The organism is Agaricicola taiwanensis (assembly GCF_014635245.1).
Taxonomy (GTDB): Bacteria; Pseudomonadota; Alphaproteobacteria; order Rhizobiales; family Methylopilaceae; genus Agaricicola; species Agaricicola taiwanensis.
Genome location: NZ_BMCP01000002.1, coordinates 902,197 through 928,068, shown reverse-complemented (window position 1 = coordinate 928,068; position 25,872 = coordinate 902,197). Strand labels below are relative to the sequence as shown.

The 25,872-nt window shown below is 61.8% G+C and carries 24 protein-coding genes; 6 read left to right on the top strand and 18 right to left on the bottom strand.

Going from position 1 to position 25,872, the window contains the following annotated elements; translation table 11 throughout:
• Positions 1-47: 47 nt before the first annotated feature.
• The 8 genes from IEV58_RS11760 to IEV58_RS11725 all read right to left on the bottom strand — a co-directional run bounded on the left by IEV58_RS11760 (position 48) and on the right by IEV58_RS11725 (position 8,813).
• Positions 48-1,547, bottom strand: a complete 1,500-nt coding sequence (locus IEV58_RS11760; protein WP_188409912.1) for a tripartite tricarboxylate transporter permease — start codon at positions 1,545-1,547, stop codon at positions 48-50.
• A 10-nt stretch (positions 1,548-1,557) separates the two neighbouring features.
• The gene (locus IEV58_RS11755; protein ID WP_188409911.1) at positions 1,558-2,025 is read right to left on the bottom strand and encodes a tripartite tricarboxylate transporter TctB family protein; all 468 of its coding nucleotides are present in this window, start codon (positions 2,023-2,025) and stop codon (positions 1,558-1,560) included.
• A 327-nt stretch (positions 2,026-2,352) separates the two neighbouring features.
• Positions 2,353-3,576, bottom strand: coding sequence for a CaiB/BaiF CoA transferase family protein (locus tag IEV58_RS11750; RefSeq protein ID WP_188409910.1), 1,224 nt, complete (start codon positions 3,574-3,576; stop codon positions 2,353-2,355).
• 30 nt (positions 3,577-3,606) lie between these two features.
• Positions 3,607-4,482 (bottom strand): HpcH/HpaI aldolase/citrate lyase family protein, encoded by an 876-nt coding sequence (locus IEV58_RS11745; RefSeq protein WP_188409909.1) that lies wholly within the window; start codon positions 4,480-4,482, stop codon positions 3,607-3,609.
• Between the two features lie 35 nt (positions 4,483-4,517).
• Entirely contained in the window at positions 4,518-5,324 is an 807-nt protein-coding gene (locus IEV58_RS11740; RefSeq protein WP_188409908.1) for a FadR/GntR family transcriptional regulator, read from the bottom strand.
• On the bottom strand, positions 5,321-6,091 hold the full coding sequence (locus IEV58_RS11735; RefSeq protein ID WP_188409907.1) for an enoyl-CoA hydratase/isomerase family protein: 771 nt from the start codon (positions 6,089-6,091) through the stop codon (positions 5,321-5,323). The genes IEV58_RS11740 and IEV58_RS11735 overlap by 4 nt, the downstream gene beginning before the upstream one ends.
• A complete protein-coding gene (locus IEV58_RS11730; protein WP_188409906.1) occupies positions 6,088-7,392 on the bottom strand; it encodes an acetyl-CoA hydrolase/transferase family protein in 1,305 nt (434 codons plus the stop codon). The genes IEV58_RS11735 and IEV58_RS11730 overlap by 4 nt, the downstream gene beginning before the upstream one ends.
• Positions 7,392-8,813, bottom strand: a complete 1,422-nt coding sequence (locus IEV58_RS11725) for an MmgE/PrpD family protein (RefSeq protein ID WP_188409905.1) — start codon at positions 8,811-8,813, stop codon at positions 7,392-7,394. The genes IEV58_RS11730 and IEV58_RS11725 overlap by 1 nt, the downstream gene beginning before the upstream one ends.
• Positions 8,814-8,929: 116 nt before the next feature.
• Here IEV58_RS11725 and IEV58_RS11720 point away from each other — a divergent pair, with 116 nt between their 5' ends.
• Both IEV58_RS11720 and IEV58_RS11715 read left to right on the top strand, forming a co-directional pair.
• The gene (locus tag IEV58_RS11720; RefSeq protein WP_188409904.1) at positions 8,930-9,604 is read left to right on the top strand and encodes a nitroreductase; all 675 of its coding nucleotides are present in this window, start codon (positions 8,930-8,932) and stop codon (positions 9,602-9,604) included.
• A 63-nt stretch (positions 9,605-9,667) separates the two neighbouring features.
• The gene (locus IEV58_RS11715; RefSeq protein ID WP_188409903.1) at positions 9,668-10,624 is read left to right on the top strand and encodes a Bug family tripartite tricarboxylate transporter substrate binding protein; all 957 of its coding nucleotides are present in this window, start codon (positions 9,668-9,670) and stop codon (positions 10,622-10,624) included.
• Positions 10,625-10,990: 366 nt separating this feature from the next.
• On the opposite strand, the gene IEV58_RS11710 is transcribed toward IEV58_RS11715, so the two are convergent.
• Entirely contained in the window at positions 10,991-11,365 is a 375-nt protein-coding gene (locus tag IEV58_RS11710) for a hypothetical protein (RefSeq protein ID WP_188409902.1), read from the bottom strand.
• A gap of 35 nt (positions 11,366-11,400) precedes the next feature.
• On the opposite strand from IEV58_RS11710, the gene IEV58_RS11705 reads away from it, so the two are divergent.
• The 4 genes from IEV58_RS11705 (at position 11,401) to mazG (ending at position 14,498) form a co-directional block, all read left to right on the top strand.
• The gene (locus IEV58_RS11705) at positions 11,401-11,808 is read left to right on the top strand and encodes a DUF3597 domain-containing protein (RefSeq protein ID WP_188409901.1); all 408 of its coding nucleotides are present in this window, start codon (positions 11,401-11,403) and stop codon (positions 11,806-11,808) included.
• A 180-nt stretch (positions 11,809-11,988) separates the two neighbouring features.
• Positions 11,989-13,296: a nicotinate phosphoribosyltransferase gene (gene pncB, locus IEV58_RS11700; RefSeq protein WP_229729379.1), complete on the top strand. Its 1,308-nt coding sequence runs from the start codon at positions 11,989-11,991 to the stop codon at positions 13,294-13,296.
• A gap of 91 nt (positions 13,297-13,387) precedes the next feature.
• Positions 13,388-13,540 (top strand): hypothetical protein, encoded by a 153-nt coding sequence (locus IEV58_RS11695; RefSeq protein ID WP_188409900.1) that lies wholly within the window; start codon positions 13,388-13,390, stop codon positions 13,538-13,540.
• A gap of 139 nt (positions 13,541-13,679) precedes the next feature.
• The gene (gene mazG, locus IEV58_RS11690) at positions 13,680-14,498 is read left to right on the top strand and encodes a nucleoside triphosphate pyrophosphohydrolase (RefSeq protein WP_188409899.1); all 819 of its coding nucleotides are present in this window, start codon (positions 13,680-13,682) and stop codon (positions 14,496-14,498) included.
• 4 nt (positions 14,499-14,502) lie between these two features.
• On the opposite strand, the gene hflX is transcribed toward mazG, so the two are convergent.
• From hflX to dusB, 9 genes are all read right to left on the bottom strand, one after another.
• The gene (gene hflX, locus IEV58_RS11685; protein ID WP_188409898.1) at positions 14,503-15,891 is read right to left on the bottom strand and encodes a GTPase HflX; all 1,389 of its coding nucleotides are present in this window, start codon (positions 15,889-15,891) and stop codon (positions 14,503-14,505) included.
• Complete coding sequence (hfq, locus tag IEV58_RS11680) at positions 15,892-16,143, bottom strand: RNA chaperone Hfq (protein WP_188409897.1); 252 nt, start codon at positions 16,141-16,143, stop codon at positions 15,892-15,894.
• Positions 16,144-16,271: 128 nt separating this feature from the next.
• Positions 16,272-17,135, bottom strand: coding sequence for a D-amino-acid transaminase (locus IEV58_RS11675; protein WP_188409896.1), 864 nt, complete (start codon positions 17,133-17,135; stop codon positions 16,272-16,274).
• 21 nt (positions 17,136-17,156) lie between these two features.
• Positions 17,157-18,533, bottom strand: coding sequence for a Trk system potassium transporter TrkA (gene trkA / locus IEV58_RS11670; RefSeq protein ID WP_188409895.1), 1,377 nt, complete (start codon positions 18,531-18,533; stop codon positions 17,157-17,159).
• Positions 18,534-18,545: 12 nt separating this feature from the next.
• Positions 18,546-19,913 (bottom strand): nitrogen assimilation response regulator NtrX, encoded by a 1,368-nt coding sequence (gene ntrX, locus IEV58_RS11665; RefSeq protein WP_188409894.1) that lies wholly within the window; start codon positions 19,911-19,913, stop codon positions 18,546-18,548.
• A 2-nt stretch (positions 19,914-19,915) separates the two neighbouring features.
• Positions 19,916-22,183 carry a sensor histidine kinase NtrY-like gene (locus tag IEV58_RS11660; RefSeq protein ID WP_188409893.1) on the bottom strand — a complete coding sequence of 756 codons (2,268 nt, stop codon included), beginning with the start codon at positions 22,181-22,183 and terminating at the stop codon, positions 19,916-19,918.
• A gap of 80 nt (positions 22,184-22,263) precedes the next feature.
• On the bottom strand, positions 22,264-23,706 hold the full coding sequence (ntrC, locus tag IEV58_RS11655) for a nitrogen regulation protein NR(I) (protein WP_188409892.1): 1,443 nt from the start codon (positions 23,704-23,706) through the stop codon (positions 22,264-22,266).
• The gene (locus IEV58_RS11650; protein WP_188409891.1) at positions 23,675-24,835 is read right to left on the bottom strand and encodes a two-component system sensor histidine kinase NtrB; all 1,161 of its coding nucleotides are present in this window, start codon (positions 24,833-24,835) and stop codon (positions 23,675-23,677) included. The genes ntrC and IEV58_RS11650 overlap by 32 nt, the downstream gene beginning before the upstream one ends.
• Positions 24,832-25,836 (bottom strand): tRNA dihydrouridine synthase DusB, encoded by a 1,005-nt coding sequence (gene dusB, locus IEV58_RS11645; RefSeq protein ID WP_188409890.1) that lies wholly within the window; start codon positions 25,834-25,836, stop codon positions 24,832-24,834. The genes IEV58_RS11650 and dusB overlap by 4 nt, the downstream gene beginning before the upstream one ends.
• Positions 25,837-25,872 lie beyond the last annotated feature (36 nt).

The following is a 25,872-nucleotide window of genomic DNA, read 5'->3' as shown; positions in this document are numbered from 1 at the left end:
TTCATTCCTCAGCAGGACGGACGGCACAGGGATCGGGATTGACCAAGCTATTCGGAAAACACGTCGTCACGACGCTTGCGGACGGCGGGGAGGAGAACGATGGCGACCAGAAACGCTGCGAGTAACAAGAGCCCGGCCGAGATTGGAGATGTAACAAAGGTCGAGAAATCGCCCCGAGACAGGACCAGCGCCCGCCTGAGATTCTCTTCCATCATTGGGCCAAGCACAAAGCCGAGGATCAACGGCGCCGGTTCGCACTCCAGTTTTCGGAAGAGGTACCCGACAACTCCCGCTGCCGCTGCCAGGTATATGTCGAAAGTGCTGAACTGGACGGAGTAGACCCCGATGCAGCAAAACAGCAGGATTGCCGGAAAGAGAGCATGATAGGGGATCTTAAGGAGCTTGACCCAGATCCCCACCAGCGGAAGGTTGAGAACGATCAGCATCAGATTGCCGATCCACATCGAGGCTATCAGGCCCCAGAACAGATCCGGATTCTTGGTCATAACGCCTGGACCTGGCTGGATGTCATGCATGACCATGGCGCCCAACATCAACGCCATGGTTGCACTGCCGGGAATGCCCAGCGCCAAGGTTGGAACAAACGCGGTTTGAGCCGCGGCGTTGTTGGCCGCTTCTGGCCCTGCCACGCCCTCGATCGCGCCGCTTCCAAATTCAGCAGAATGTCGGGAGACTTTCTTCTCAAGGCTGTAGGAGAGGAACGACGCCATGGAGAGGCCGGCCCCTGGCAGGACACCCACCAGTGACCCAATTCCCGTCCCCCGCAGAATGGCAGGTGCCATACGCCGGAAGTCCTCACGGGTCGGGATAAGGCTGGTTATGGCCCCAATGGGCGCCTCCCGGTCTCCTCGTGCTTCCAGACTGGCGATGATCTCGCCGAAAGCGAACAGGCCGACAGCGAGAACTATGAAATCAAGCCCATCCCAGAGATGTGGCTGACCGAAAGTAAATCGTTGAACTCCGGTATTTAAGTCGGTGCCGATCAGCGCCAGAATCAAGCCGATGATCACCATGCCGATCGACTTCAGCATTGATCCCGTCGCGAGAGAAACCGCTCCGAGCAGCCCGACAACCATCAACGAGAAGTATTCCGCGCCCCCGAAACTAAATGCAAGCTTGGTCAATGGCGCAGAAAAAGCAGCCAAAACAAGTACGCCGACACAACCGGCGAAGAACGAGCCAATCGCTGCCGTCGCGATTGCGACACCGCCCCGGCCTTGCCGGGTCATTTGATAACCGTCGATAACGGTGACAACCGAAGAGGTTTCTCCTGGAAGGTTTACCAGAATAGCTGTTGTCGATCCGCCATAGGCCGCGCCGTAATAAATCCCCGCAAGCATGATCAGCGCCGGAAGAGGCTCCAGCCCGAACGTAAATGGCAATAACATCGAGATGGTAGCGAGTGGGCCAAGTCCCGGAAGCACGCCAATCAACGTGCCGAGAAGGCATCCGAATAGTGCATAGAGGACGTTCTGAAAGGAGAGGGCAGTCGTCAGACCCAACGCGATATTACTAAATATGTCCATCTTGTCGCCCTTAGTTCAACATGAATGGCGGCCAGATTTGGATCTGCAAACCAAGGCCATAGACGAACACTGCGATGGTAATAAAAAGAAGCAAAACCGTATTTATGGCTGCCCGCGTCAAGGTAAATTGCTGGCTGGCTGTGCTTGAAATCAATGTTAAAACGACGATTGCCGCTATCAGACCAAGAAACGATAATGCTACGCCGAATGCAACAACAGATATCGTTATGATAAGGAGAGAGCGGACGTGCCAAGCCTCCAGTAATCCTGTTTCATCGCTCCTGCCGCTACCAAGCGAATGAAAGATGACCGCGCCGCCAACCAGCGCCAGGATGAGACCCAGCCAGAACGGGAAAAAGCCGGGACCCATGCTGGCCGCAGTGCCGATCGGATAGCTGGTTGCCCCAAAAGTGACAACGGATCCCAGTGCGATATACAACAACCCGGATGCGAAATCCTTTTGATTGACGATAATCATCTAAACCTCCTCCGCCCCAATTTGGGGAGTAGTCCTGTCGTTTCGACTTTCAGGAAGTCGCCGAGAACTTATTATCGAGATAGAATTTCGTCGAATATCGAGGGTGACCGGGGAGAATGATTTTGTCAATCCTTCTGGTGGTAGAAATAAAAGAACAGAATACTGCAATCAACTTGGGCGCGAAGCATCGCTACGATACCCTTGATCTCTTCTGAACGTCAGAAGCACAAGGATGTCGCCGAGAAGAGGCTTCAAGCCCGAATATGGCGACGGCGGCCGCCATATATCTCGTTTCGTCATGCCCGATTTGCGCCGGGCATGACGCAGCTAGACCACTTGGTCCTGCTTCAGCTTCGTGACCTCCTCATCCGGATAGGCAAGCCAGTCGAGGATGGCGTCGGTGTCTTCACCGAGCCCGCTGCTCGGCTTCAGCGGCACGAGATCGACACCATCGAAGCGCATTGGGCTGTGCGGCACCACGATCCGGCCGAACTCGGGGTGATCGATCCACTGCAGGCTGCCACGCGCGTGCATATTGGGGTCGTTGATCACCTCGTGAAGGTTCCGCACCGGAGCGTGCGGCACGCGGTGTTCCAGGAGCAATTTGGTCAGATCATCGCGTTTGAACCCGACCGTCCAGGCGCCGACGATCTCATCGACGGTATCGATATTCTGCACTCGGGTCTTGAGGTCGAGGAAGCGCGGATCATCGTTCAGATCCTGGCGCCCCATGGCCTTGGTCAGGGCGTGGAAATGCCGATTGTTGTTGCAGATGATTGCGATGTGGCCGTCGCTGGTCGGATAGACATTGTAGGGCGACTCTGCCAACCCACCATGCCGGTTGCCGGTGCGTGGCGGAATCGCGCCGCCACGGCCGAAGTACATGCCGAGATTGGAGCTCAGTGAAGCGTAGACCGACTCCTGCATGGACACCTCCACGACGCGGCCCTTGCCAGATCGCTCGCGCTCGAACAGCGCGGTCATGATCCCGCCGTAGAGGTGGATGCCGGCGAAGAAATCGCAGATCGCAGGCCCCGATTTCACCGGAGGGCTGTCGGGGAAGCCGGTGATGCTGAGAACGCCGCTCATGGCCTGCACGGTGATGTCCATGGCGGGATAATCGCGGTAAGGGCCAGAGCGGCCGTAGCCGGAGCTGGAAGCATAGATCAGGCGCGGATTAGCCTCCTGCAGAACCGACGGGCCGATCCCGAGACGGTCGGTGACGCCGGGCGCGAAATTCTCCACCAGCACGTCTGCCTTGCGCACCATGTCGAGAAGCACTTCGCGCCCGCGTGGCGATTTGAGGTTGAGCGCGATCGACTTCTTGTTGCTGTTGAGCATGGCGAAGGGCAGGGCAGCGCCCCCGAGCGCGGCACGGATCCTGAGGTGTTCGCCCTCGTGCGGCTCGATCTTGATCACGGTCGCGCCTGCCATGGCCATCAGGAAGGTCGCATAGGGGCCGTTGTAGATGTGCGAGAGATCGATCACCACGACACCCGACAGCGGATAGTGGCCGCCCTCTGCAGTCGTGTTGTCCTTTACGTCAGTCATGTCATGTCCTGGTCTGAAAACGTGGCGCATTCAGCGCACGGGAGGTTTGGCGCGCGCGATCAGCCGTTCCGCGAGGCGCAGGTGCGGCCGATCGAGCATCTTGCCGTCAAGGGAGGCGACGCCGCTTGCACTTTTCCCGGCAAAGGCGGCGAGCACTGCCTCCGCCCATTGGATTGCTTCAGCGTCAGGTGTGAAAGCGCGGTTGATCACCTCCACCTGCGCCGGGTGGATGGCGGCCTTGCCCGAGAAGCCGGTCTCGGCAGCGACCTTCGCCTCAGCCGCCAGTCCCGCCATGTCACGAAAGTCGGTATAGACCGCGTCCACCGCCGCCACGCCGGCGGCCGCCGACGCGAAGAGGCAGAAGGCACGCGCCATCTGGAACGGAAAATGATAGTCTCCCGAGGGCGTACGGTTCGCGAAAGCACCGATGTCGGCGGCCAGGTCCTCACCGCCCCAGAGCATTGCGGTGAGGCGTCGGGGCGCCTGATGGTAACCTGCAGATCCCGCAAGTGCCCGCGCCTCCTCGGTAATGATGGGGAACAGGCGGATCGAGCCGGGCTCTACCCCGTCGCGGACCTCCAGCGCATCGAGATAGCCCGACACCAGTGCGACATCCGCGGCACCGCTGCATTTCGGCAGCATGATGCCGACCGGGGCACTGCGCGTCACGATCGCTAAGTCCGGGATCAACAGGCCAGTGTCGAGTCCATTGACACGGATGAAAAGGGGAGGGGCCATCGTACCGCGATGAGCGACCACGAACTCCGCCACCATCTCGCACGCCAGCCGCTTGCGGTCCGGCGCAACGGCGTCCTCAAGGTCCAGGATCAGCGCATCCGCGCCGGAATTGAGCGATTTTATGAGCTTGCGCTCATCGTCGCCGGGAACGAAAAGATAGGACCTCATCGCATCGCTGCGTACATTGCATCCTTCAGCGGGAATCACGGCTGCTCCTTTCGGGTGGCGGAGCCCGCGACCTGGGCCGAGGGCCGGCGCGTCCGGACGGTCACCTGCGTGGGCTGTTCGAGCAGGTGCATGTAACGGGTCCGCACGAGGTGCTCCAGTTCACCAACATGGCTGGCCATGGCGCTCGAGGCGCCCTGAGCATCCCGACGACGGCAGGCATCGAGGATCGCCTGGTGGGCTTGAGCGATGTGCCTGCGGTTGCCGAAGGAATAACGGATGCCGTGATGCTCGCCGCTTGCCATGATGCTGATCGCTTCCCAAAACGTCTTCAGCACCTCGTTGCCGCTCGCCTGCGCCACCAGGCGGTGGAACATCCGGTTCTCCGCAACGAAGGCCTCATCGCTCATGTCGGCTTGTTTCATCCGGACGATCGATTGCTGCATCTCCTCGAACAGCACTTCCTCGCCGTTGAGGGCGGCCTCGGCGGCGAGAGCCGGCTCGATGGCCTCGCGCGCCTTCAGTACCTCGATGAAGGGTACATCGTTCAGTCTCAGGAACACCGAGAAGCTGTGAGCGAGCGTATCGACGCTGGGACGCCGCACCAGGATACCGCCGCCGGGACCGGGCCTGAGCCGGATCACCTCCTGCGATTCCAAGATGCGCAGGCTCTCTCGGAGGGTGGGGCGGCTAACCCCGAACTGAGCGAGGAGCTCTGCCTCGGTGGCGAGAGTGTCGCCGGGCCCAAGCTTGGACGTGGCGATCCAGGCCAGCAGGGCCTGGGCGATCTGCTCCGCCTTGCTGGAATAACTCGCCGGACTGTCGGGCAGGGTGTGATTGTTCATGAGAAACGCGGCGACCTTTTTTCGGCGAAAGCGGCGAGGCCTTCGGCATAATCGGCAGAACTGAAGATAGCTGAAAGTTCGGCGCGCTCCTTGGCGAGCCCCTCCGCCAGCGGCAGCTCCACGCCGCCGTAGACCAGCCTCTTTATTGCCCTCTGTGCTGCCGGCGAGCGGGAGGCAAGGTGCCGGGCCAGTTCCAATGAGCGCTCCTGCAAGCGCTCGGGTGCGACGACTTCATTGACGAGCCCGAGCCGTTCGGCGCGCTCCGCGCTGACAGGATCAGCGGTGAACATCATTTCAAGCGCGGGTGCAGCCCCGATCAGCCTTGGCAGCCGCTGGGTGCCGCCCGCCCCGGGAAAGGCGCCGATCCTGCTCTCGGTGAGGCCCATGGTGGCACTCGCCGCGGCCAGACGCATATCGCAGGCGAGCATGAGCTCGCATCCTCCGCCCAGCGCCGCGCCGTTGACAACTGCGACTGTCACGAAAGGCAGTGCCGCCACCGCGTTGATCGCACCATTGATGGCGCGATTGTGAGCGATCCGCTGATCGTGATCCATTCCCTTGCGCTCCTTGAGGTCGGCTCCGGCGCAGAAGCTCCGGCCCTCGCCGGTGATCAGGAGGACGCGCGTGTCCGTTCCAGCCAACTCCTCCACCGCGGCGATCAGGGCCTGAGTCATTTCAGATCCGAGGGCGTTCATCCGCTCGGGCCGGTCGAGCGTCAGGCGCACGATCTGGCTGTCCAGGTGTTCTATGATGATGCCGGTGCTCATGATGCCGGTTCCTTATCCTGCACCGGCAGCACCGCGCCCGCGACCAGCACCGGCCGGCATTCGCGCCAGAGTTCGTCACGAAATTTCGGATGGGCGACCGCGATCAGCCGTCGCGCTCGCTCCGCCAGTGTCTGGTCACGCAGATCCGCCGCACCATATTCGGTGACCACATAGCCGGCATCGCTGCGGGGGGTCGTCACCACCGCTTCAGCGAGGCGCGGAACGATGCGCGACCGCGATTCATCCGGTGTGGCCGAGGGGAGGGCGATGATGGACTTTCCGCCGGGCGAGCTGAGGGCACCGCGTACAAAATCCACCTGGCCGCCGACCGCGCCGAGATAGCGCCCCGCCGCCGTTTCGGCATTGATCTGGCCGCTGAGATCCACCTCCACCGCACCGTTGACGGCATGCAGGGCGTGAAGCGTGCCAAGCACGGCCTGGCTGTGGGTATGATCGACGCTCCGGAGATGGAGGGCGGGGTTTCCATCGGCGAAATCATAAAGACGTCTGGTTCCGAACAGGCCGCCGGTGACGCTCACGCCGGTATCCAGGCCCTTGCGGGCGTTGGTCACCACGCCCTTCTCGATCAGGTCGACGACCGCGTCGGAGATGACGCCGCTGTGAACGCCGAGGTCGCGATGTCCTGACAGGGCGCGCGCAACAGCCACGGGGAGGCTGCCGATGCCGAACTGGACGGTCGCGCCATCGGGAACAAGCGCCGCCACATGGCTCGCGACCCGCACGTCGATATCCGCCGGTTCCGGATCGGCGAGTTCGACCACTTGCCCTTGCGACCGGACGAGCACATCGATGTCGGCTTCCTCGATCACTGCGTCCTGGGCGGTGAGCGGCAGGTTCTCGTTCAATTCGCCGATCACGAGGCGCGCGTTTTCCACCATGGCACGCACATAGTCCGCCATGGGGCCGACCGAATAACGACCTTTGCCGTCGGGCCGCACCGGCACCAGCACCACGTCGATGGGGATCCGCCGGGCGCGGATCGCGGCTGTGACACCCGAGACATGCATCGGCAGGAGATCGATCACACCTGCTGCGGTCAGCTGCCGGTTGGTGCCCGCGCCGTTGAGCCCGGAAATCTGGAAGGCGTCCACATGCTCGGGGCGGAGCGTGGAGGTCAGCCGCATCCCCACGAACAGACGCGCGTGTTGAAGCTCATGGCGCTGCGCCACCAGTGCCTGAACGAGGGTGACCGGCTCACCGGTGCCCTGCGGCCAAGAGATCACCTCGCCCGGTCGGACGAGATCGCGGAAGCGGAGAGAGGAGACAGCGATCGCCTGCATCACCGACAGACCGGCGCGAGCAGCGACGCTATATCGGGAGCATCGCCGAGATGCTCCACCGCTTCACGAAGGCGCGCCGTTGCATCCGCGTGCAGCGGAATGGCCGCAAAGGTCAGGCAATCGTTCATCTTGCGGTCGAAATCAGCGACGCCCATGGGGTTGTCCGCTCCACCGCGCGGGCGATCCACCCGCTCCTCGATCATGCGTCCGTCAGTCAGCTCGATCCGCACACGCGCCGGCGAGATGTTGCGGCTCCAGTCCCGCTCAATCTCGTCGTCCACCACGCCGTCGACGCGCGCAGCGAGCGCGAGGATATCGGCCCGCTGCAGTCCCTCGTCGGTGAGATGCGAAAGCTTGAGCTCTCCGTCGACGAGAGCCGCCGCCACCGTGAACGGAATGCTGAATTGCGCCTCGACGATCGTGCGGGGCGCCTTTCTGATCTCCACCGGCGTGCAAACCGCCTGATAGGCCTGTCGGTTCACGCCGACCTCCACACGCCGGATCGCAGCGGCCTCCACGCCCGCGGCTTTGGCCGCGAGCGCCGCGTCGATCGCTGTGTGATCGAAGCGGCAGCAGGGATAGGGCTTGTAGCTCAGGTTCAGGAACTCGAACCGGGTTCCCAGATCGTCGCGAAGGCGGCCGGAATCGAACAGGCCACGCAGGTAGACACGAAGAAAACCGTCGAGCCCGTCAAAACTGTGCTGTACGCCGCGCACGCCCTTGCGGGCAAGCTGGGCGGAGACAAGCGCCGCCTTGGCGGCGAACCCCGGCTGCATCCGTTTGGTGAGGGCGGCATCACGTGTCACCTGATGATTACCCGCCACCTGGCTGTAGCCGATGCCGATCGCATTGATGGTCTGCGCTCGGTCGAGCCTCAGAACGCGGGCGGCCGCGACGGTCGCGCCAAAATGGCCGAACAGCGACGTATACATGTAGCCGCTCTCGATGATGCCGATCGACGTCGCGACGCCAAGCCGACAAACGGTTTCCAGGCCGGCAACGACACCCGCCAGAACATCCGCGCCCGTTGCCGTTCCCGAGAGCTCCGCTGCCGCCAAGGCCGCGGGCACGACGGACACGCCGGCGTGCAGCACCGCCTCGTCGTGCGTGTCGTCGTAATCACGGGCATGGGCGATGGTGCCATTGATCCAGGCCGCATGATGTGCGGGAACCCTGTCGCCAAAACCAACCACGGTGGCCTGGCCCGCGCCGCCCCATTCGCGCACGAGCTCAAGCGTTTCGGCCACCACGGGAGCCGAGGTGCCCGCCACCGCACAGGCGAGTGTGTCGAAGATGTTGGTTTTTGCCGCCGCGATGACATCCGGGGGCAGGGCGTCCAGCGTGAGGCTCGACGCGAACTCCGCCAGGGTGAAGGCGAAGTCCGGCTCGGCTGTCGCGGCGGCCTGCGTGCGTTCAAGCATGACACCCTCCCGATGATCTTAATTGCTTTAAATCATTTTAGTCATAGGATGCGTTTTGGCAATGGATGAATGTGATACCGGGGATACTTCGGACGAACTCGGGGAGGTTGCGAACGATGAATGTGCTCGAGGCGGTCAGGAAACGCCAAGCGGTGCGCGCCTTCCGGCCCGATCCTGTGCCGGTGCACCTGGTGCGGTTCCTTATGGATGCCGCACGTCTTGCGCCCTCGGGTGGCAACCTGCAGCCGTGGCGGGTCTATGCTCTGACCGGGGAGCCGCTCCGCCACTTCAAGGAGTTGATCACGGCGAAGCTGGACGCCGGTGAACGCGAGACCGCCGAATACGCGATTTATCCCAGAGATCTCTGGGAGCCTTTTCGTGCCCGCCGCCGTGCCGCGGGGGTGCAGCGCTATGAAGCGCTCGGCATCGGCCGCGCCGACAACGGGCAGGCTCAGCTGGAGCGGCTCAATTACCAGTTCTTCGGTGCGCCGGTCGGGCTGTTCTTCTGCCTCGACCGCCGGCTCGGCCCGCCGCAGTGGTCCGATCTCGGCATGTATATGCAGACGCTGATGCTGCTTGCGGCAGGAGAGGGACTGGCGACCTGCCCGCAGGAAGTCTGGGCCAATTGGCCGAAAACCATCGCGGCCTTCCTTGATCTGCCAGCCGACCACATGGTCTTCGCCGGCATGTCCTTGGGTTATGCGGATCTGGCTTCACCGATGAACGGCTATCGGACCGCGCGAGAGCCGCTCGAGAGCTTCGCCACGATCCTTGGAGCGGAGGAAACTTGACCGCTCAACCGCCGGTCGGAAGTGCTGTCGAACTAGCAAAAAGATAAAAATCGGGAGGAAGACATGAAGATGGTGCAAGCGTGCATCTTTGCCATGGCGGCCCTGGTTGGGCACCCGGCACTTGCCCAGGATTATCCCACCAAGGGTATCACGGTCGTGGTGCCTTTCACGCCGGGAGGCTCCAATGACATCGTGGGGCGCTATCTCGCCGACGGCCTTGCCAAACTCTGGGGCAAGCCGGCGATCGTGGAGAACAAACCCGGAGCAGGATCGGCTATCGGCTCTGCCTACGTCTCGCAGGCTCCGGCGGACGGCCACACGATCCTGTTCGTATCGTCGGGCTACACGACGAACGCTGCGACACAGGCCGGTCTGCCGTTCGATCCCGTCAAGGACCTCCAGCCGGTTGCCATGGCTGCCAAGGGCGAAATCGTCATGGTCGCCGGATCACGGGTAAAAGCAAGCAATCTTAGGGACTTCCTTGCAGAAGCTAAGACACGGGAGATGTTCTACGCGACCGCGGGCGTGGGCAGCGCGACTCATTTCGCCGCCGAATCCTTCAACTCGGCCGCCGGCCTGACGATGACGCCGGTGCATTACAAAGGTGGCTCTGAGGCGGTGATCGACCTGATCGGTGGACGCGCCGACGTTTATTTCGGCACGGTAACGCAGGTTCGCCCAAGCCTGTCCGGTGATCAACTCAAGGCCATCGCCATGATGGGACCGGAGAAGTCAGAACTCCTGCCTGAGGTGGAGACCGTGGCTGAGGCCGGACTGGAAGATGCGGCAACGGCCTTTTGGTGGGGTGTGTTCGTGCCGGCGGCGACACCGCCAGCCGTCGTGGAGAAGCTCAACGCCGGCATCAATGAGATCATGGGCGGATCAGAGACCGAGGCGTTCCTGGCAAAGCAGGGAGCTGCCGCAGCACCGATGTCCTCGGCGGAGTTCACGAGCTTTGTCCACGACGAGCTCGCGAAATGGAAACGTCTGGCGCAGGAGCGCGGCATCGCGGCGAAGTGAAGTGAAGTGATTGGCTGGCGATAGAGCTCACACGCAGCAATAGCTATGAAAAAGTTCCATAATACATCTTATGCGACTCATGTGTGAGGCTGACGGGCTCCTCTCGCCAGCCTCAGCCGCCACATTCATTCCCTTCCACGGTTGCCACCCGCTCATGCAAAGCGGCGAAACTTCGCCTATTTTGTGGTTGTCTTGCGATCGGTGACATGCGTAGGCTTGGGCGCCGATGGTCGGCAAGCAAAGGAGGATACGCGGCAGAGAGCCGGACATCCGAAGATTCCGTGGGAAGGAATGATGGAGCGGCGTGTCAGTCTGCTTTCCGATTCTGCCTACCACTCGCATCCTTGTCTAATGCTGCCTCCCCTCTCATTCCCTCGTACGCGACCACTCGCCTGCAGCTAAGGGTAATTCCGGTCCGCTGAACCAGCGGATTTTTACAAAATGGAGGGATCGATGGAAGCTATTCTCGCACAACTGATTGGTGGTGCTGCCGGCGGAGCCGCTGGTGGCAAGGTCCTCAAGGATTCTGATCTCGGAAACATTGGAAATCTGATCGCCGGCGCGATCGGTGGTGTTGGCGGCGGACAATTGCTTGGAGCTCTGCTCGGTGGAACCATGGGAGACACTGCGGCGGGATTCGATATAGCGACGTTTGCCGGGCAGTTGGTCGGCGGCGGTGTTGCCGGGGCCATCGTTCAGGTCGTTGTCGGCCTCATCAAGAACAAGCTGCTTGCCGCCCATACATAGTTCCATCCCACCTGTTCAGGAGATTAAAAATGGGGATCTTTGACACGATCAAGAATGCCATCTTCGGCCGCGCCGAAGCGGCTCCCATGCCAACATCCGCTAGTGCATCTGCGACACCGGAAGGTAGAACGGCAGCACAGACGATTCCCACACCACAACCGGCGGGACCGGGCGGTGGCACTGTGGATGTGGCGGCCGTTCTTGAGCAGGCAGTTGCCTCGAAGAATCAGAAGCTCAACTGGCGAACCTCCATTGTCGACCTGATGAAGGCGCTGGACCTCGACAGCAGCCTGAGCGCCAGGAAGGAACTGGCGAAGGAGCTGAACTACACCGGCGATACGAATGACTCGGCGACAATGAACATGTGGCTTCACAAGGCACTGATGCAGAAGCTCGCCGAGAACGGCGGAAAAGTTCCTGCCGATCTCAAAGACTAGTCCTCGCCAACTGGGAGGTGCCGCCATGGCGGCGGCACCTGCGTCGCTGGTCCCATCCTTGGCATCCGCGGGCTGCTCCAAAAGGGCCGGTCACCTTGAATGGTCCGGTCAGGCATCGCACTGTGGCCTCGCGTCGGGCTCCCTGTCGGGGCGCGATCTCCCGCTCCCTTGGCCAGGTTCATGATGTCCCTCCCCGATATCGCCACCCGCGTCTGGAATCATACCTTCAAGCTGGACCCCATCGTCCGCAGCCTGCTGGACACCGATTTCTACAAGCTGCTGATGCTGCAGATGATCTGGCGCCTTCATCCTGACGTTGACGCCACCTTTTCGCTTATCAACCGCACTCTCAGCGCAAGAATCGCGGAGGACCTCGATGAGGGAGAACTGCGCGCGCAACTGGACCATGCCCGCACGATCCGTTTCTCGAAGCGGGAACTCATCTGGTTGGCGGGAAACAGCTTTTACGGCAGAACGCAGATCTTCAGTTCGGACTTTCTGGCCTGGCTGAAACACTTCCGTCTGCCGGACTATGACCTGCGACGGGTGGACGGTCAGTTCGAACTGACCTTTCACGGTCGCTGGGCTGAAACCACCATGTGGGAGGTGCCGGCGCTCGCCATCATCAACGAACTGAGGTCACGATCGGCGCTTCAGCAGTTCGGCCGGTTTGAACTCGATGTGCTGTATGCCCGGGCCAAATCGAAACTATGGGATAAAGTGCAGCGCCTTAAGGCGCTGCCGGGGTTGAAGATTTCCGATTTCGGTACTCGCCGGCGCCACAGCTTTCTCTGGCAGCGCTGGTGCGTGGAGGCCTTGAAGGAGGGCCTGGGGCAAGCCTTCATCGGCTCCAGCAATGTCCTCATTTCCATGGAGGCTGATCTCGAAGCGATCGGCACCAATGCGCATGAACTGCCAATGGTCTATGCCGCATTGGCCGAGACCGACGAGGAACTGCGGCAGGCGCCCTACCGTGTTCTTGAGGATTGGCAGCGCTATTACGGTGGCAATCTACTGGTGGTGCTGCCAGACGCCTTTGGTACGGCCAGCTTCCTGCGGAACAGCCCTTCCTGGGTTGCCCGATGGAAGGGCTTCCGGCCGGATTCCGCTCCTCCGATCGAAGGGGGTGAGGCGATCCTGCAATGGTGGCGGGAGCACGGCGAGGAGCCTCGCGACAAACTGCTGATCTTTTCCGACGGCATGGACGTCGAAACAATCGAGCAAACCTATCGCCACTTCGCCGGGCAGGTCGACATGAGCTTCGGTTGGGGCACCAACCTCACCAACGATTTTCGCGGACTTGCTCCGATTCCCGACGACCGGCTCGACGCAATCTCCCTCGTCTGCAAGGTGATATCCGCCAACGGCCGCCCGGCGGTCAAACTGTCCGATAATCCGGTCAAGGCCACAGGAGACCCGGCTGAAATCGCGCGATATCTTCGTGTCTTCGGCGCAAGCAGCTACGAGGCGCGTGAGGTCGTCGTATGAAGGCGGTCTGGTCCGGGTTGTGGAACCGGCGACGGTGCGACGCGGGTTGATAGACGATGGGCAAGACGCCCTCACCGCAACGGAGACAGATATGGCAAAGGAACCAGAGCGCGCCCCTCCCCAGGTCGATCCGGCTGAGGGATCGCGCGACACGATCGACAGGGAACTGGAGCGGAAGTCGGACGAAAAGCAGAAGAAGCCTACGCCATCCGACAGAGACCAGGGCTCCTCTGCTAAGACATAAAAGGCGGCGGGGACCGTCTGCGGTCCCTGACCCATTTTCCCTTGATCCCGCTTCTCGGATTGCCATCACCCCCCATTCCGCTATGGCTATCATCGTCGAGCCAGCATCCCTTCCCATCCCATCTGCAAGAAGCCATGCCATGACATCAAAGCCGGACATCCAGCGTCTTCTTGACATCATGGCGGCCCTCCGCACGCCTGGATCCGGTTGCGAATGGGATCTGGAGCAGACCTTTGACACCATCGCTCCCTACACGTTGGAAGAAGCGGCGGAAGTGATCGATGCCATCGCCCGTTGCGACCGGGACGATCTGAAGGACGAACTCGGCGATCTCCTGCTGCAGGTGGTGTTCCACTCCCGCATGGCTGAGGAGGAAGGAAGCTTTGCCTTCGAAGATGTGGTGGAAGCCATCGTCGCAAAGCTGGTGCGCCGCCACCCGCACGTCTTCGGCGATGCACGCAACCTGCCGTCATCGGAAGTAAAAGCGATCTGGAACCGCATCAAGGCGGAAGAGAAAGCCGCGAGGACCGAACGCCGCGGTCAGGGAGTGGATACCCCTCCCCGGCTCCTGGAAGGCGTTCCGTCGGGGCTCCCTGCCTTGGCTCGTGCCGTCGCGCTTCAGCAGAAGGCGGGTGAGGTCGGCTTCGACTGGAACAACGCCCGGCTGGTGCTGGCCAAGATCCGCGAAGAGCTTGATGAGGTCGAGCACACGATCGACCAGTCTGACCGACGCGCGGCTGAAGAGGAGATCGGCGATCTGATTTTCGTTGTTGCCAATCTGGCCCGCCACCTTCATGTCGATCCTGAACTGGCCACTCGCCGTGCGAACGAGAAATTCATTCGCCGCTTCAATGTGATAGAAGAAGAACTTAAGAAAAAAGATGTGGCTCTGGCCGAGGCGAGTCTGGACGAGATGGAAGAACTTTGGCAGGAAGCCAAACGGCGCGAAAAGGCCTGAGCCGTCACTCCTCTTCCGAGGTTGAAAGGTCCGGCGGCAGGTCGAAACGCCGTTTTGTCTCATCGAGCCGTTCCGGCGGCATCCTGACGAGCACATCGATAGCGCCGTTTTTTAGCTCGCGTCGATCCAGTATCTCGCCATGCCGATAGAGCCAGTTGAGGCCTGAGCCATCAGCCGCGGGCACGGTGATTCTGATCACCATCCGGTGGGCCACCAGCCGTTGCTCGATTTCGGCGAGCAGGGCGTCTACACCCTCGCCGGTCACGGCGGAAACGAGCGCCACGCGCTCGTCCCCTGCCCTCCGCGCGGCGCGTTCAAAAAGCTCATGCCGACCTTCGTCGGACACGGCGTCGATCTTGTTCCAGACCTCCAGCAATCGGTGATGATCTGCCGGATCGATTCCAAGATCGTCCAGGATGGCGACAACGTCCCCGGCCTGGGCTTCCGTGTCTTCGTGCGAGACATCACGCACATGGAGAATGACGTCGGCCTCCAGCACCTCCTCCAGCGTCGCGCGAAAAGCGGCCACGAGCATGGTCGGAAGTTCGGAGATGAAGCCCACGGTGTCCGACAGCATGATTTTCAGGCCGTGAGGGAGTTCCACGGCCCGCAGTGTCGGATCGAGCGTCGCGAACAGCATATCGGCCGCCACCACGTCGGCTTGCGTCAGGCGGTTGAACAGCGTTGATTTTCCGGCGTTGGTATAACCGACCAGAGCAACGATCGGATAAGGCACCCGCTGCCGCGCGCTGCGATGCAGGCCCCGGGTTCGCTTGACCTGCTCAAGCTCTTTCTCGATCTTGATGACGCGTTCCTGGATCTGCCGGCGATCGGCTTCGATCTGGCTCTCGCCCGGCCCACCCAGAAAGCCGAATCCTCCGCGCTGCCGTTCAAGATGCGTCCAAGAGCGCACCAGCCGGCTTTTCTGATAATTCAGATGGGCAAGCTCCACCTGGAGAGAACCTTCGCGTGTACGCGCTCGCCGGCCGAAGATTTCCAGAATGAGCCCGGTGCGGTCCAGCACCTTTGCGCTCCATGCCTTCTCAAGATTGCGCTGCTGGACAGGAGACAGCGGTGCGTCGACGATGACGAGACCCACGTCATCGATGCGCAGCAGGCCCGCGATTTCGTCGACCTTGCCTTTACCAAGAAAGGTCGCCGGACGCACCGTGGTCACCGGCACCAGCCCCTGCCCGATGACATCGAGCTCGATGGCGCGGGCAAGTCCGGCGACTTCCTCGAGGCGCGCCGCTGAGGTCCGCGCCGAAGGTGACGCAGCCGAGCTGGCGGCGCGCGATTTGACGACGGGGACGAGCACATAGCACCGCCCCGTCGCATGTTCCTTCGTGGGATTTGAACTGCGATGCAGCTCAAAGGAGAGAGGGCCCGACAACTACGCCTTCTCGGTACCGGTCTCTGCGCCTTCGAACAGCTGAATGGGCGCACCCGGCATGATCGTGGAGATCGCGTGCTTATAGACAAGCTGCGAGTGTCCGTCGCGCCGCAGGAGCACGCAGAAGTTGTCAAACCAGGTAACGACACCCTGCAGCTTGACGCCGTTCACCAGGAAGATGGTCAGCGGAATCTTGTTCTTGCGCAGGTGGTTGAGGAACGTGTCCTGGAGATTTTGTGCTTTTTCGGCCATTGATTTGTTAGATTCCCCCGTTATCGCCCGCTGACGTGGCAGCCACCCCGGGCTCACCAAAAGATCATCACGACAGGACTTATGGAGGCATATTAAAGGCCGCCATGCGTCCTTCTGCAAGTGCCGCGTCAGATCGGCAGGCGTTCCGCTACGTCGTGAAAGACCGCCCTGAGCGCTTGTGTCACAGGTCCGGGCTTGCCATCCGCGACCATCGTATCATCGATGCGCACCACAGGCATGGTGATCTGGGTCGCCGCTGTGATGAATGCCTCCCTCGCCTTCTTTGCCTCCTCTACCGTGAACGGCCGCTCGACAAAACGAAGTCCCTTCTTCTCCAGGACATCGATCAGGGTGGTTCGTGTGACGCCGCGAAGGATACCCTGCTCTGCCGGTCGTGTGACGAGTTCTCCATCGGGTGTGACGATCCAGGCGTTGGTCGAGGCTCCCTCGGTCACATAGCCGTCGGCGTCGACGAACCAGGCCTCCTTGGCGCCTGCCTCCTTGGCGGCCTGCTTGGCCAGAACGTTGGGCAGCAGGCTCACCGCCTTGATGTCCACGCGGTCCCAGCGGTTGTCCGGCAGCGTGATGACCGAAATCCCCTGTTCGGCGGCTTTCGAGCTCCTGGAGGGGTCAAGGGAGCGTGCTGTGACGACCACAGCGGGCGTCACATGGGTGGGCGGAAAGATATGATCGCGCCGGGAAACGCCACGGGTGACCTGGAGATAGACAATCCCGTCACGCACCCGGTTGCGGCGTAAGACCTCCCGAAGCACGCATTTCAGCGCCGCCCGCGTCATGGGGCGCGCAATGCGAAGCTCGTCCAGCGACCGTTCCAGGCGCACCAGATGACGTGTCTCGTCGATCAGATGGCCATCGCGGATCTCACAGACCTCATAAACGCCATCGGAGAACTGATAGCCGCGGTCTTCAACGTGGACACATGCTTCGGAGTGCGGTGTGTAGCGACCGTTCACATAGGCGATGCGGCTCACGGCTGGCTTCCTTTTTCAAGATCAGAAGAATTCGAGGCTGACGCGGAAAAGCTGCTCAACGCGACGCACGGATTCCCGCTCGGCAAACAGGATGACGCGGTCACGAGCCTGGATCACGGTTTCACCGCGCGGCAATATCACCTTGTCCTTGCGGAAGATGGCGCCGATCCGCATGCCGCCGAGGAGCGTGACGTCGCGCAGCGGTTTGCCGACCAGCGGCGAGGTTTCCAGCGCTTCGGCTTCGATGATTTCGCCCTTTCCGCTTTCCAGCGCGTGGACGGATCGAATGCGCCCACGCCGCACATGCTGCAGGATCTTGGATACCGTCACCGCCTTTGGATTGACGTGGGCATCGATGCCGAGCGTTTCCGCAAGGGTGACGTAGGAGGGCGAATTCACCAATGCCAGGCCGCGGGCGCAGCCGAGCGAGCGCGCCATTACGCAAGCTAGCACATTGGCCTTTTCGTCGTTGGTGATGGCGACCAAGGTCTCGCTCTCGCCGATGCCGGCTTCTTCGAGAATTCCTTCGTCCAGGGCGCTGCCATGAAGCACGATCCCCCGTTTCAGGTCGTCGGCGATGGAAACCGCTCGCGCCCGATCGGCCTCGATTAGCTTCAGGGTGGCGTGCGGCAAACGCTCCTCGATGGCGCGGGCGACGTAGATGCCGATGTTGCCGCCACCGGCGATGATCACCCTGTTGGCCGGCACCTCTTCCTTGCCGAATATTCCCAGCGTGCGGCTGACCTGCCCTCTCTCGGTCGCTACATAGGCGATATCGCCCACGAGCAGGGCATCGGAACTCCTGGGTGCAAAAAGGCGCTCACCCCGTTTCACGCCGATGATGACTGCCTTCAGATCGGGGAAAAGCTCGGTCAGCTGGCGTAGCGGTGTGTCGACGACGGGGCAGTTTTCATCGCACAGCAGGCCCGCGACGATGATTGCCCCATCAGCCATGGCAACCGTCTCGACGGCGCCGGGCAGTGCCAGCCTACGCAGCACGGTTTCACCCACCTCCACCTCCGGCGAGATGATGACGTCGATGGGCATATGCTCGCGGCTGAAGAGATCGCTCCAATGCGGTTCACGGTAGGACTGGGCGCGAATGCGGGCGATCTTGGTCGGTACGTTGAATAGTGAGTGGGCCACCTGACAGGCGACCATGTTGACTTCATCGTGCAGGGTGACAGCGATCAGCATGTCGGCATCCGCGCCGCCGGCGCGAGACAATACATCGGGATGCGCTCCATTGCCGACGAAACCGCGCACCTCGAGCTTGTCAGAGATGGACTGGATCAACTGCGGCGACTTGTCGATGACCGACACGTCGTTCTTCTCGGCGGCAAGCTGCTCGGCGATGCCGAAGCCGACCTGCCCTGCGCCGCATATGACGACCTTCATGAAGAGCCCCTATCAGCCGATGTCCAATGCCTTCAGCTTACGGTGCAAGGCCGATCGTTCCATGCCGATGAATTCCGCCGTGCGCGAGATGTTGCCGCCAAAGCGGCTGATCTGCGCCAGAAGATACTGCCGTTCGAAAATCTCCCGCGCCTCGCGCAGAGCCAGTCCCATCAGCTGTTCTCCACCGGCCCCATTGGGCAGCGGCGGTACCATGGATCCTACCTCCGACGGCAGCATGCTGGCTGTCATGACGGCGTCCGGCTCGCCGCTGGCGAGAATCATGAGGCGCTCGATGTTGTTGCGCAACTGACGGACATTGCCCGGCCAATCGTGCGATTGCAGCACGGCCATGGCATCATCGCCAATGCGGCGGCGTGGCAGACCGGTCTGCATCGAGACCTGCTCGATAAAATGCTCCACAAGTTCGGGAATATCCTCCCGCCGCTCCGCCAGGCTCGGTACCCGGATCGGCACCACCGAAAGCCGGTGGAACAGATCCTCACGAAAAAGCCCCGCTGCGATCTCAGCGTTGAGATCACGGGAGGTGGACGAAATAATGCGAACGTCCACATGGACGCGCGTGGCTCCCCCCACGCGGGTGAAGTTCTGATCGACGAGCACGCGCAGGATCTTGTTCTGCGTTTCGCGCGGCATGTCCGCGATCTCATCGATGAACAGCGTGCCGCCATGTGCCTCTTCCAGTGCTCCAGTCGCCCGAGGTCGGCCCTCGGCCGCCTCAATGCCGAAAAGCTCCGTTTCCATGCGCTCCGGCGTGATGGCGGCGGCGTTGATGACAATGAAGGGCCCATTGGCGCGTGCCGAACTGCCATGGAGAGTCCGCGCCACGAGTTCCTTGCCGCTGCCGGGAGCGCCGCTCACCATGATGCGGCTGTTGGTTGGAGCAACTCTCTCAATAGTGCTACGCAACTGGTTGATGATGCTTGATTTTCCCACGAGCCGTGCGGTCTGCCCGGAACGCTGGCGAAGATCGCGGACCTCACGTTGCAGCCGCGACGTCTCCAGGGCACGCTGAGCAACCAGAACCAGCCGATCGGCCTTGAAGGGCTTCTCGATGAAGTCATAGGCACCCTGTTTGATGGCGGCGACGGCAGTCTCGATGTTGCCATGCCCCGAGATCATGATGACCGGCAGATCCGGGTGCTGTTCCTTGATGACCTCAAGGATCTGCAACCCATCAAGACGGCTTCCCTTCAGCCATATATCCAGGAAGACGAGCTGCGGCCGCCGCTGCCCGATGGCAGCAAGAGCCTCGTCGCTGTTGCTGGCGACGCGGGTGCCGTGACCCTCGTCGCTGAGGATACCGGCGACAAGCTCGCGAATATCGATTTCGTCGTCGACGATCAGAATATCGGTTGCCATGGTCAGTCACCCGTCTCGTTAGCGGTATTGAGCGCACCGGAGGTGCCGGTCGGAAAATACATGCGGACCATGGCTCCACGGCCGCCGCTGGCGACGGCGGGTGCATCGAGCAATTCGATGCCCCCTCCATGGTCCTCGAAAATCTTCGCCACGATGGCAAGACCCAGCCCGGTACCCTTCTCGCGTGTCGTCATGTAGGGCTCCAGCAACCGGTGCCGGTTTTCCGCGGGCAAGCCGACGCCGTTATCGATGACATCGATCTGCACCTTCTCTTTCGTCTGGGTCAGGCGAACATCGACGCGTGGCGCCTGCCGTTCGGCCTCCGGCAGGGCAGCGATGGCTTCCGTAGCGTTCTTGATGATGTTGGTGAGTGCCTGAGAGACCTGGCGGCGATCGAACCGTACCTCGACCGGCTGTTCCGGCACATCCAGCGTGATCTCCACATCCGGATTGCCCACCCGCATCAGAACCACGATCTCGCGCGTCACATCGGCAATGTTCTCCATCGCCATCACCGGCTTCGGCATGCGCGCGAATGAGGAGAATTCATCGACCATGCGTTTGATGTCATCGACCTGGCGCACGATGGTGTCGGTGCAGTGATCGAAGATATCGCGGTCTTCGACAATGACCTTTCCGTATTTGCGTTTGATCCGCTCGACCGAGAGCTGGATCGGCGTAAGCGGATTTTTGATCTCATGGGCGATACGGCGGGCAACATCCGCCCAGGCGGAGGTGCGTTGGGCGCTGACAAGTTCCGTGATGTCGTCGAGTGTCACCACATAGCCGTGCTCGGAGGCAGCGGCCTGTTCCGAGGTCACACGGGCATTGAGGATCCGGTCGCGGCCGCCGCGAGAGACCTCGACCGTTCCCTGTACCAGTCTCCCCTGCCCTTTCGCCGCTTCATCGAAGAGAGCCGCAAGTTCACCCGCGACCAGATTCAGGGACTTGCCGAGGACCTCGCTCTCATCGACAGCAAGCAATCGTGCGGCGGGTTTGTTGAGGAGCGCGATGTTGCCATCAGAATCGAGCCCGACCACGCCAGCGCTGACGCCGGCCAGCATGGCCTCAGTGAAGCGTCGCCTCCGGTCGATCTGCTCGCTTGCCTCCAGAAGCGCGTTGCGCTGAACGCGCAACTGGCTGGTCATGTTGTTGAAAGTGCGGGAGAGGCCGCCGAGGTCGCCGGTTCCGCCGTCGTCGCCGGTGATCGGTACCTGCACATAGAGGTTGCCGCCGGACACCTGATCGGCCGCTGTGATGAGACGCCGCACGGGCGACACGAGACGGTTGGCAAAGGACAGCCCAAGCCAGATCGCCGTCAGTGCCAGAGTCAGGGCAATGAGAAGATACATGGTGCCATAGGCCACCTGCGCTCCAAGCCGACGCTGAGCCAGGACGGAAAAATCCTCCACCGCGCTTTCCGTCGACCGCAGATGCTGAGTTGCCCGTTCGTCCACGGGACGCGCAACGAAGAGATAAAGATCCTCATAGGCGTCGAGCTTGATGATCGCGCCGATGAGGTTCTGGCTTCCCGGCGAAAGCACCAGGGCGGAGTCCCCTTCGGCCTGGATGATGGTCCCAGGTGGCGGCAACGAGAATTCGCGACCGATGTCGGCTGTCGCGCGCTGGACGATCTCGCCGTTCGATCGCAGCAGGAAGGCCCCTTCCAGGGCGCGGAAGTCCACCCGTTCCTGAAAGTCCGCGTTGAACTGGGCGCGGTTGGTGTCGAAGATGAAGCGGTTGCGATTAAGGGTCGCCGCAAGATTGAAGGCATCCGCGGTGATCGTATTCACCTGCTGGTCGCGGTAGGCCTCCGCGATGACAAGTGAATTGTTCAAAATCGACAGGACGCGCGACGAAAACCAGTTATCGAAGCTGCGGTCGATCGTTACAAATGCAACCACAGCCAGGAGGATGCCGGGGACGGCAGCGATCACGCTGAAGAGGGCCACGACACGGCCGTGCAGCTGAGCGCCGGCGAACCCTTCCCGCTTGGCCCGGGCGATGATCCAGAATTCCCGGGCGATGATGCCGAGGAGGACAAGCGCGAAGGCGAGATTGATGAAGAGCGTCGCCACAACGATCGTGTGCGTTGGCTCGATCGATGTCAGCCCACCCAGGATGACGAAGGTCGAAAACGCCGAAATAAGCGCGAGCGCAACGCTGAGGAAACCGGCACGGCCGGCTCCCCGCTCCCGTTCGGCAGCAGGTCTTCCCTCTTGCTCAGGTTTTTGAAGGGTAGTTGCTTCCGTCACGATCCAGCCTTGCATGCAACCGATTCTAGGCCCAACCCTAAATCATGATGCACGCAAAGCACACTGTTGTCGAAATGCGACAACTTTTGGACAGGTCACCGGCTTGAGCGGATAACCTGCAAATCGAGATCCCGCACCTTCTTGCGCAGCGTGTTCCTGTTGACGCCAAGAAGCTCCGCAGCCTTGATCTGGTTGCCGCGGGTTGCGGCCAGAGCCACGGAAAGCAGTGGATATTCCACCTCCTTCAGAATTCTCTGATAGAGCCCAGGCGGCGGCAGCTTGTTGCCGTATTCGGCAAAATGCGCGGTCAGATGCCGCTCCACGGCTTCGCTCAGGCTCTGCGCCGGAGCGGCATCCAGCGGCACGGATCCCTCGGCGGGATCGGCAAGTTCGGCCTCGATGATCGCCGCCCCGATCGTGTCCTGGGGGTAGAGGGCGGAAAGCCGTCGCACGAGGTTTTCCAACTCGCGCACGTTACCCGGCCACCGATAGCGCTTCAGCAGGTCCAGCGCATCGGCTTCGATCTGCTTGCGCGGCAGCCCCTCGCGCTCGGCCAGCGAGAAGAAGTGCCGGATCAGGTCAGGCACGTCGTCGACGCGCTCGCGCAGGGGCGGCAGGCGAATCGGCACCACGTTGAGCCGGAAGAACAGATCCTCGCGGAACATGCCCTGCTGGATGAGGATCCGAAGATCCTTGTTGGTGGCGGCGACGATTCGGACGTCCGTCTTGATGGGCGTGCGCCCGCCCACGGTCGTATATTCACCTTCCTGCAGCACGCGCAGCAGGCGGGTCTGAGCTTCCATCGGCATGTCGCCGATCTCGTCGAGGAAGAGCGTGCCGCCCTCGGCCTGTTCAAAACGTCCGGAGGAGCGAGCTTGCGCGCCGGTGAAGGCGCCCTTCTCGTGGCCGAACAGCTCCGCCTCGATGAGCTCCCGCGGGATTGCGGCCATGTTGATGGCGACGAAGGGGCCGTGCCGACGCTTGCCGTAGTCGTGCAGCGCCCGCGCGACCAGTTCCTTGCCGGTGCCTGACTCGCCGTTGATCATGACGGTGAGATCGGTCTGCATCAGGCGCGCCAGCAGGCGATAGATTTCCTGCATGGCCGGTGAGCGGCCGATGAGGGGAATGGATTCATTGTCGTCGCCTGCGGCGGGGCTGCGGCGGTTCTTCGGTTCCGTCATGGCCCGGCCGACGATCTGGATGAGTTCCTTCAGGTCGAACGGTTTGGGAAGATACTCATAGGCACCGCTCTCGGACGCCTTGATCGCCGTCATGAAAGTGTTCTGGGCACTCATGACGATGACCGGCAGATCCGGTCGCAGGCGGCGGATGCGTGGCAGGAAGTCGAAGGCATTCTCATCGGGCATGACGACATCAGTGATGACGAGATCGCCGTCACCCGACTGCACCCAGCGCCACAGTGTGGCAGCGTTGCCCGTGACGCGCACCTCATAGCCCGCGCGGGACAGCGCCTGGTTCAGCACCGTGCGGATCGCGGCATCATCGTCAGCTATAAGTATCTGTCTTGAAGTCGGCATGGTCGTCCTCAGCCGGCTGTGCATCACCGGCATAAATGGGCATGAGAATGCGGAAGGTGGTGCGACGGGGTTGGTTGTCGCATTCGATGACGCCCCCGTGGTCGCGGATGATCTTGGCCACCAGCGCTAGGCCGAGGCCGGTGCCGGATGGTTTGGTGGTCACAAACGGATCAAAGAGATGCGGCAGCAGATCGTCAGGAACGCCCGGCCCATTGTCGCGCACGCAGAACTCCAACGGCAGGCTCACGCGCGACTGCGTCCCTGGAATGGTCAGGCGCACGCCGGGGCGGAATGAGGTGGTGAGGTGAATTTCACCATCGGGCGCATCGCCGATGGCCTCGGCGGCATTCTTGACCAGATTGAGGAAGACCTGAACCAGGCGGTCTCTGCTCGCTGTCACCGGCGGCAACGAGGGATCATACTCCTCGACGAAACGGATGTGGCGGGCAAAGCCAGACTGGGCCAGCCGTTTCACGTGCTCCAGCACCACATGAATGTTGACCGCATCGCCCTCCAGAGGCCGCTCGTCGCCGAACACCTCCATCCGGTCGACCAGCTTTACGATGCGGTCGGTCTCATCGCAGATCAGCCGCGTCAGCGCCCGGTCCTCGTCGCCGACCGACTGCTCCAGAAGCTGGGCGGCGCCCCGAATGCCCGACAAGGGGTTCTTGATCTCATGGGCGAGCATTTCCGCGAGAGCCGTGACGGACCGGACCGCGCCGCGATGGGTGAGCTGACGGTCCATCTTGTCCGCCATGGTCCGCTCCTGCAGCATGATGATGACATGCCCCGGCCCTTCTGAAAGCGGCGTCACATAGATGTCGACGATCCGTTCGACTCCGATGCGAGGCGTGCCGAGGTCCACACGGTACTCGTTGACTGCCGATCCGCGGCGGCGCACCTGATCGACCAATGTCAGAAGAGGCGAACCGAAAGGTATGAATTCGTCAAGCTTCTGGCGTTTCAGCACAGCCGCGCTGGCCGAAAAGAAGGATTCTGCTGCGACGTTCAATCCGATGACCCGGTCACTGGCGTCCACCAGGAGGATCGGGTGCGGGAGCGCGTTTATGATCGCTTCCGATTCCACATTGCGCTCCTGCCGCTTTAAAATTTGATTGTCGGATGTCATGCGGCTGCCCTCCATCCCAAGGAATCGAAGGCCTCTCGAAGAGCCGTGCGAGCGTCTCGAGGCGAGGCAGCCGTCATCAGTCGCGCTCTCAGTTCCGGCTGGAAGGCGGCGCCGCAAGTTTCCGCGGCCGCCGACACATACCAATCGAGATGTTTGCGGGCATGCCGCACCCCGATCTCCACTCCGTACAGCGAGAGAAGCCCCTCATAATGTTCGATCGCGAGTTCGAATTGTTCGTTGAGCGAGGGAGGCACGGCGTCGATATCCCCCGCCAGATGGCGCGCGACGAGGCCCGGCAGCCAGGCTCTGCCCTGCGCGCCTCGCCCGATCATGACGCCGCTGGCGCCCGATATGGCGAGAATATCCTTGGCGTTTTCAGGCGATGTGACGTCGCCGTTGGCGATGACCGGACATGTCACGGCTTCGACGACCTTGGCGATGGCCGACCAATCGGCGGTGCCATTGTAGAACTGAGACCGGGTTCGTCCGTGGACGGTGATCAGCCGGGCGCCAAGGCCGACGGCGCGCCGGGCCAGAATGGGGGCGACGATCGAATTCTCGTCCCAGCCGAGACGCATCTTCACGGTGACCGGCACCGCGACCGCGGCAACCGTTGCCTCGATCATGGCGGCGGCAAGATCCAGATCCTTCAAGAGCGCCGCGCCGGAATAGCCGCCGGTCACCTTCTTGGCCGGGCAGCCCATGTTGATGTCGATGACATCGGCGCCGGCGGCCTCCGCCAAACGAGCGGCCTCCGCCATCCACCGAGGCTCCCGCCCCGCGAGTTGAACCACATGAGGAGAAATCCCCTCGCCGTCCATACGCAGGCGCGCTTCTTCCTTGCCCGTGACAAGCTCTCCTGAAGCCACCATCTCCGAGACCACCAGACCGGTTCCGAGGCGAGCGGCAATCCTGCGGAAAATGATATCCGTGACCCCGGACATGGGTGCCAAGGCGACGGGGTTGGCGATAAGAAGGTCGCCGATATGCAATGAGGGCATGAAGTTGTCTAAAGTTTGTGCTGTGGTTATTTTTCA

Coding starts and splice junctions, on each gene's coding strand:
- IEV58_RS11760 (WP_188409912.1), bottom strand. CDS start 1,547: ATGGACATATTTAGTAATATCGCGTTGGGTCTGACGACTGCCCTCTCC.
- IEV58_RS11755 (WP_188409911.1), bottom strand. CDS start 2,025: ATGATTATCGTCAATCAAAAGGATTTCGCATCCGGGTTGTTGTATATC.
- IEV58_RS11750 (WP_188409910.1), bottom strand. CDS start 3,576: ATGACTGACGTAAAGGACAACACGACTGCAGAGGGCGGCCACTATCCG.
- IEV58_RS11745 (WP_188409909.1), bottom strand. CDS start 4,482: ATGAGGTCCTATCTTTTCGTTCCCGGCGACGATGAGCGCAAGCTCATA.
- IEV58_RS11740 (WP_188409908.1), bottom strand. CDS start 5,324: ATGAACAATCACACCCTGCCCGACAGTCCGGCGAGTTATTCCAGCAAG.
- IEV58_RS11735 (WP_188409907.1), bottom strand. CDS start 6,091: ATGAGCACCGGCATCATCATAGAACACCTGGACAGCCAGATCGTGCGC.
- IEV58_RS11730 (WP_188409906.1), bottom strand. CDS start 7,392: ATGCAGGCGATCGCTGTCTCCTCTCTCCGCTTCCGCGATCTCGTCCGA.
- IEV58_RS11725 (WP_188409905.1), bottom strand. CDS start 8,813: ATGCTTGAACGCACGCAGGCCGCCGCGACAGCCGAGCCGGACTTCGCC.
- IEV58_RS11720 (WP_188409904.1), top strand. CDS start 8,930: ATGAATGTGCTCGAGGCGGTCAGGAAACGCCAAGCGGTGCGCGCCTTC.
- IEV58_RS11715 (WP_188409903.1), top strand. CDS start 9,668: ATGAAGATGGTGCAAGCGTGCATCTTTGCCATGGCGGCCCTGGTTGGG.
- IEV58_RS11710 (WP_188409902.1), bottom strand. CDS start 11,365: ATGGGCGGCAAGCAGCTTGTTCTTGATGAGGCCGACAACGACCTGAAC.
- IEV58_RS11705 (WP_188409901.1), top strand. CDS start 11,401: ATGGGGATCTTTGACACGATCAAGAATGCCATCTTCGGCCGCGCCGAA.
- pncB (WP_229729379.1), top strand. CDS start 11,989: ATGATGTCCCTCCCCGATATCGCCACCCGCGTCTGGAATCATACCTTC.
- IEV58_RS11695 (WP_188409900.1), top strand. CDS start 13,388: ATGGCAAAGGAACCAGAGCGCGCCCCTCCCCAGGTCGATCCGGCTGAG.
- mazG (WP_188409899.1), top strand. CDS start 13,680: ATGACATCAAAGCCGGACATCCAGCGTCTTCTTGACATCATGGCGGCC.
- hfq (WP_188409897.1), bottom strand. CDS start 16,143: ATGGCCGAAAAAGCACAAAATCTCCAGGACACGTTCCTCAACCACCTG.
- trkA (WP_188409895.1), bottom strand. CDS start 18,533: ATGAAGGTCGTCATATGCGGCGCAGGGCAGGTCGGCTTCGGCATCGCC.
- ntrX (WP_188409894.1), bottom strand. CDS start 19,913: ATGGCAACCGATATTCTGATCGTCGACGACGAAATCGATATTCGCGAG.
- IEV58_RS11660 (WP_188409893.1), bottom strand. CDS start 22,183: ATGCAAGGCTGGATCGTGACGGAAGCAACTACCCTTCAAAAACCTGAG.
- ntrC (WP_188409892.1), bottom strand. CDS start 23,706: ATGCCGACTTCAAGACAGATACTTATAGCTGACGATGATGCCGCGATC.
- IEV58_RS11650 (WP_188409891.1), bottom strand. CDS start 24,835: ATGACATCCGACAATCAAATTTTAAAGCGGCAGGAGCGCAATGTGGAA.
- dusB (WP_188409890.1), bottom strand. CDS start 25,836: ATGCCCTCATTGCATATCGGCGACCTTCTTATCGCCAACCCCGTCGCC.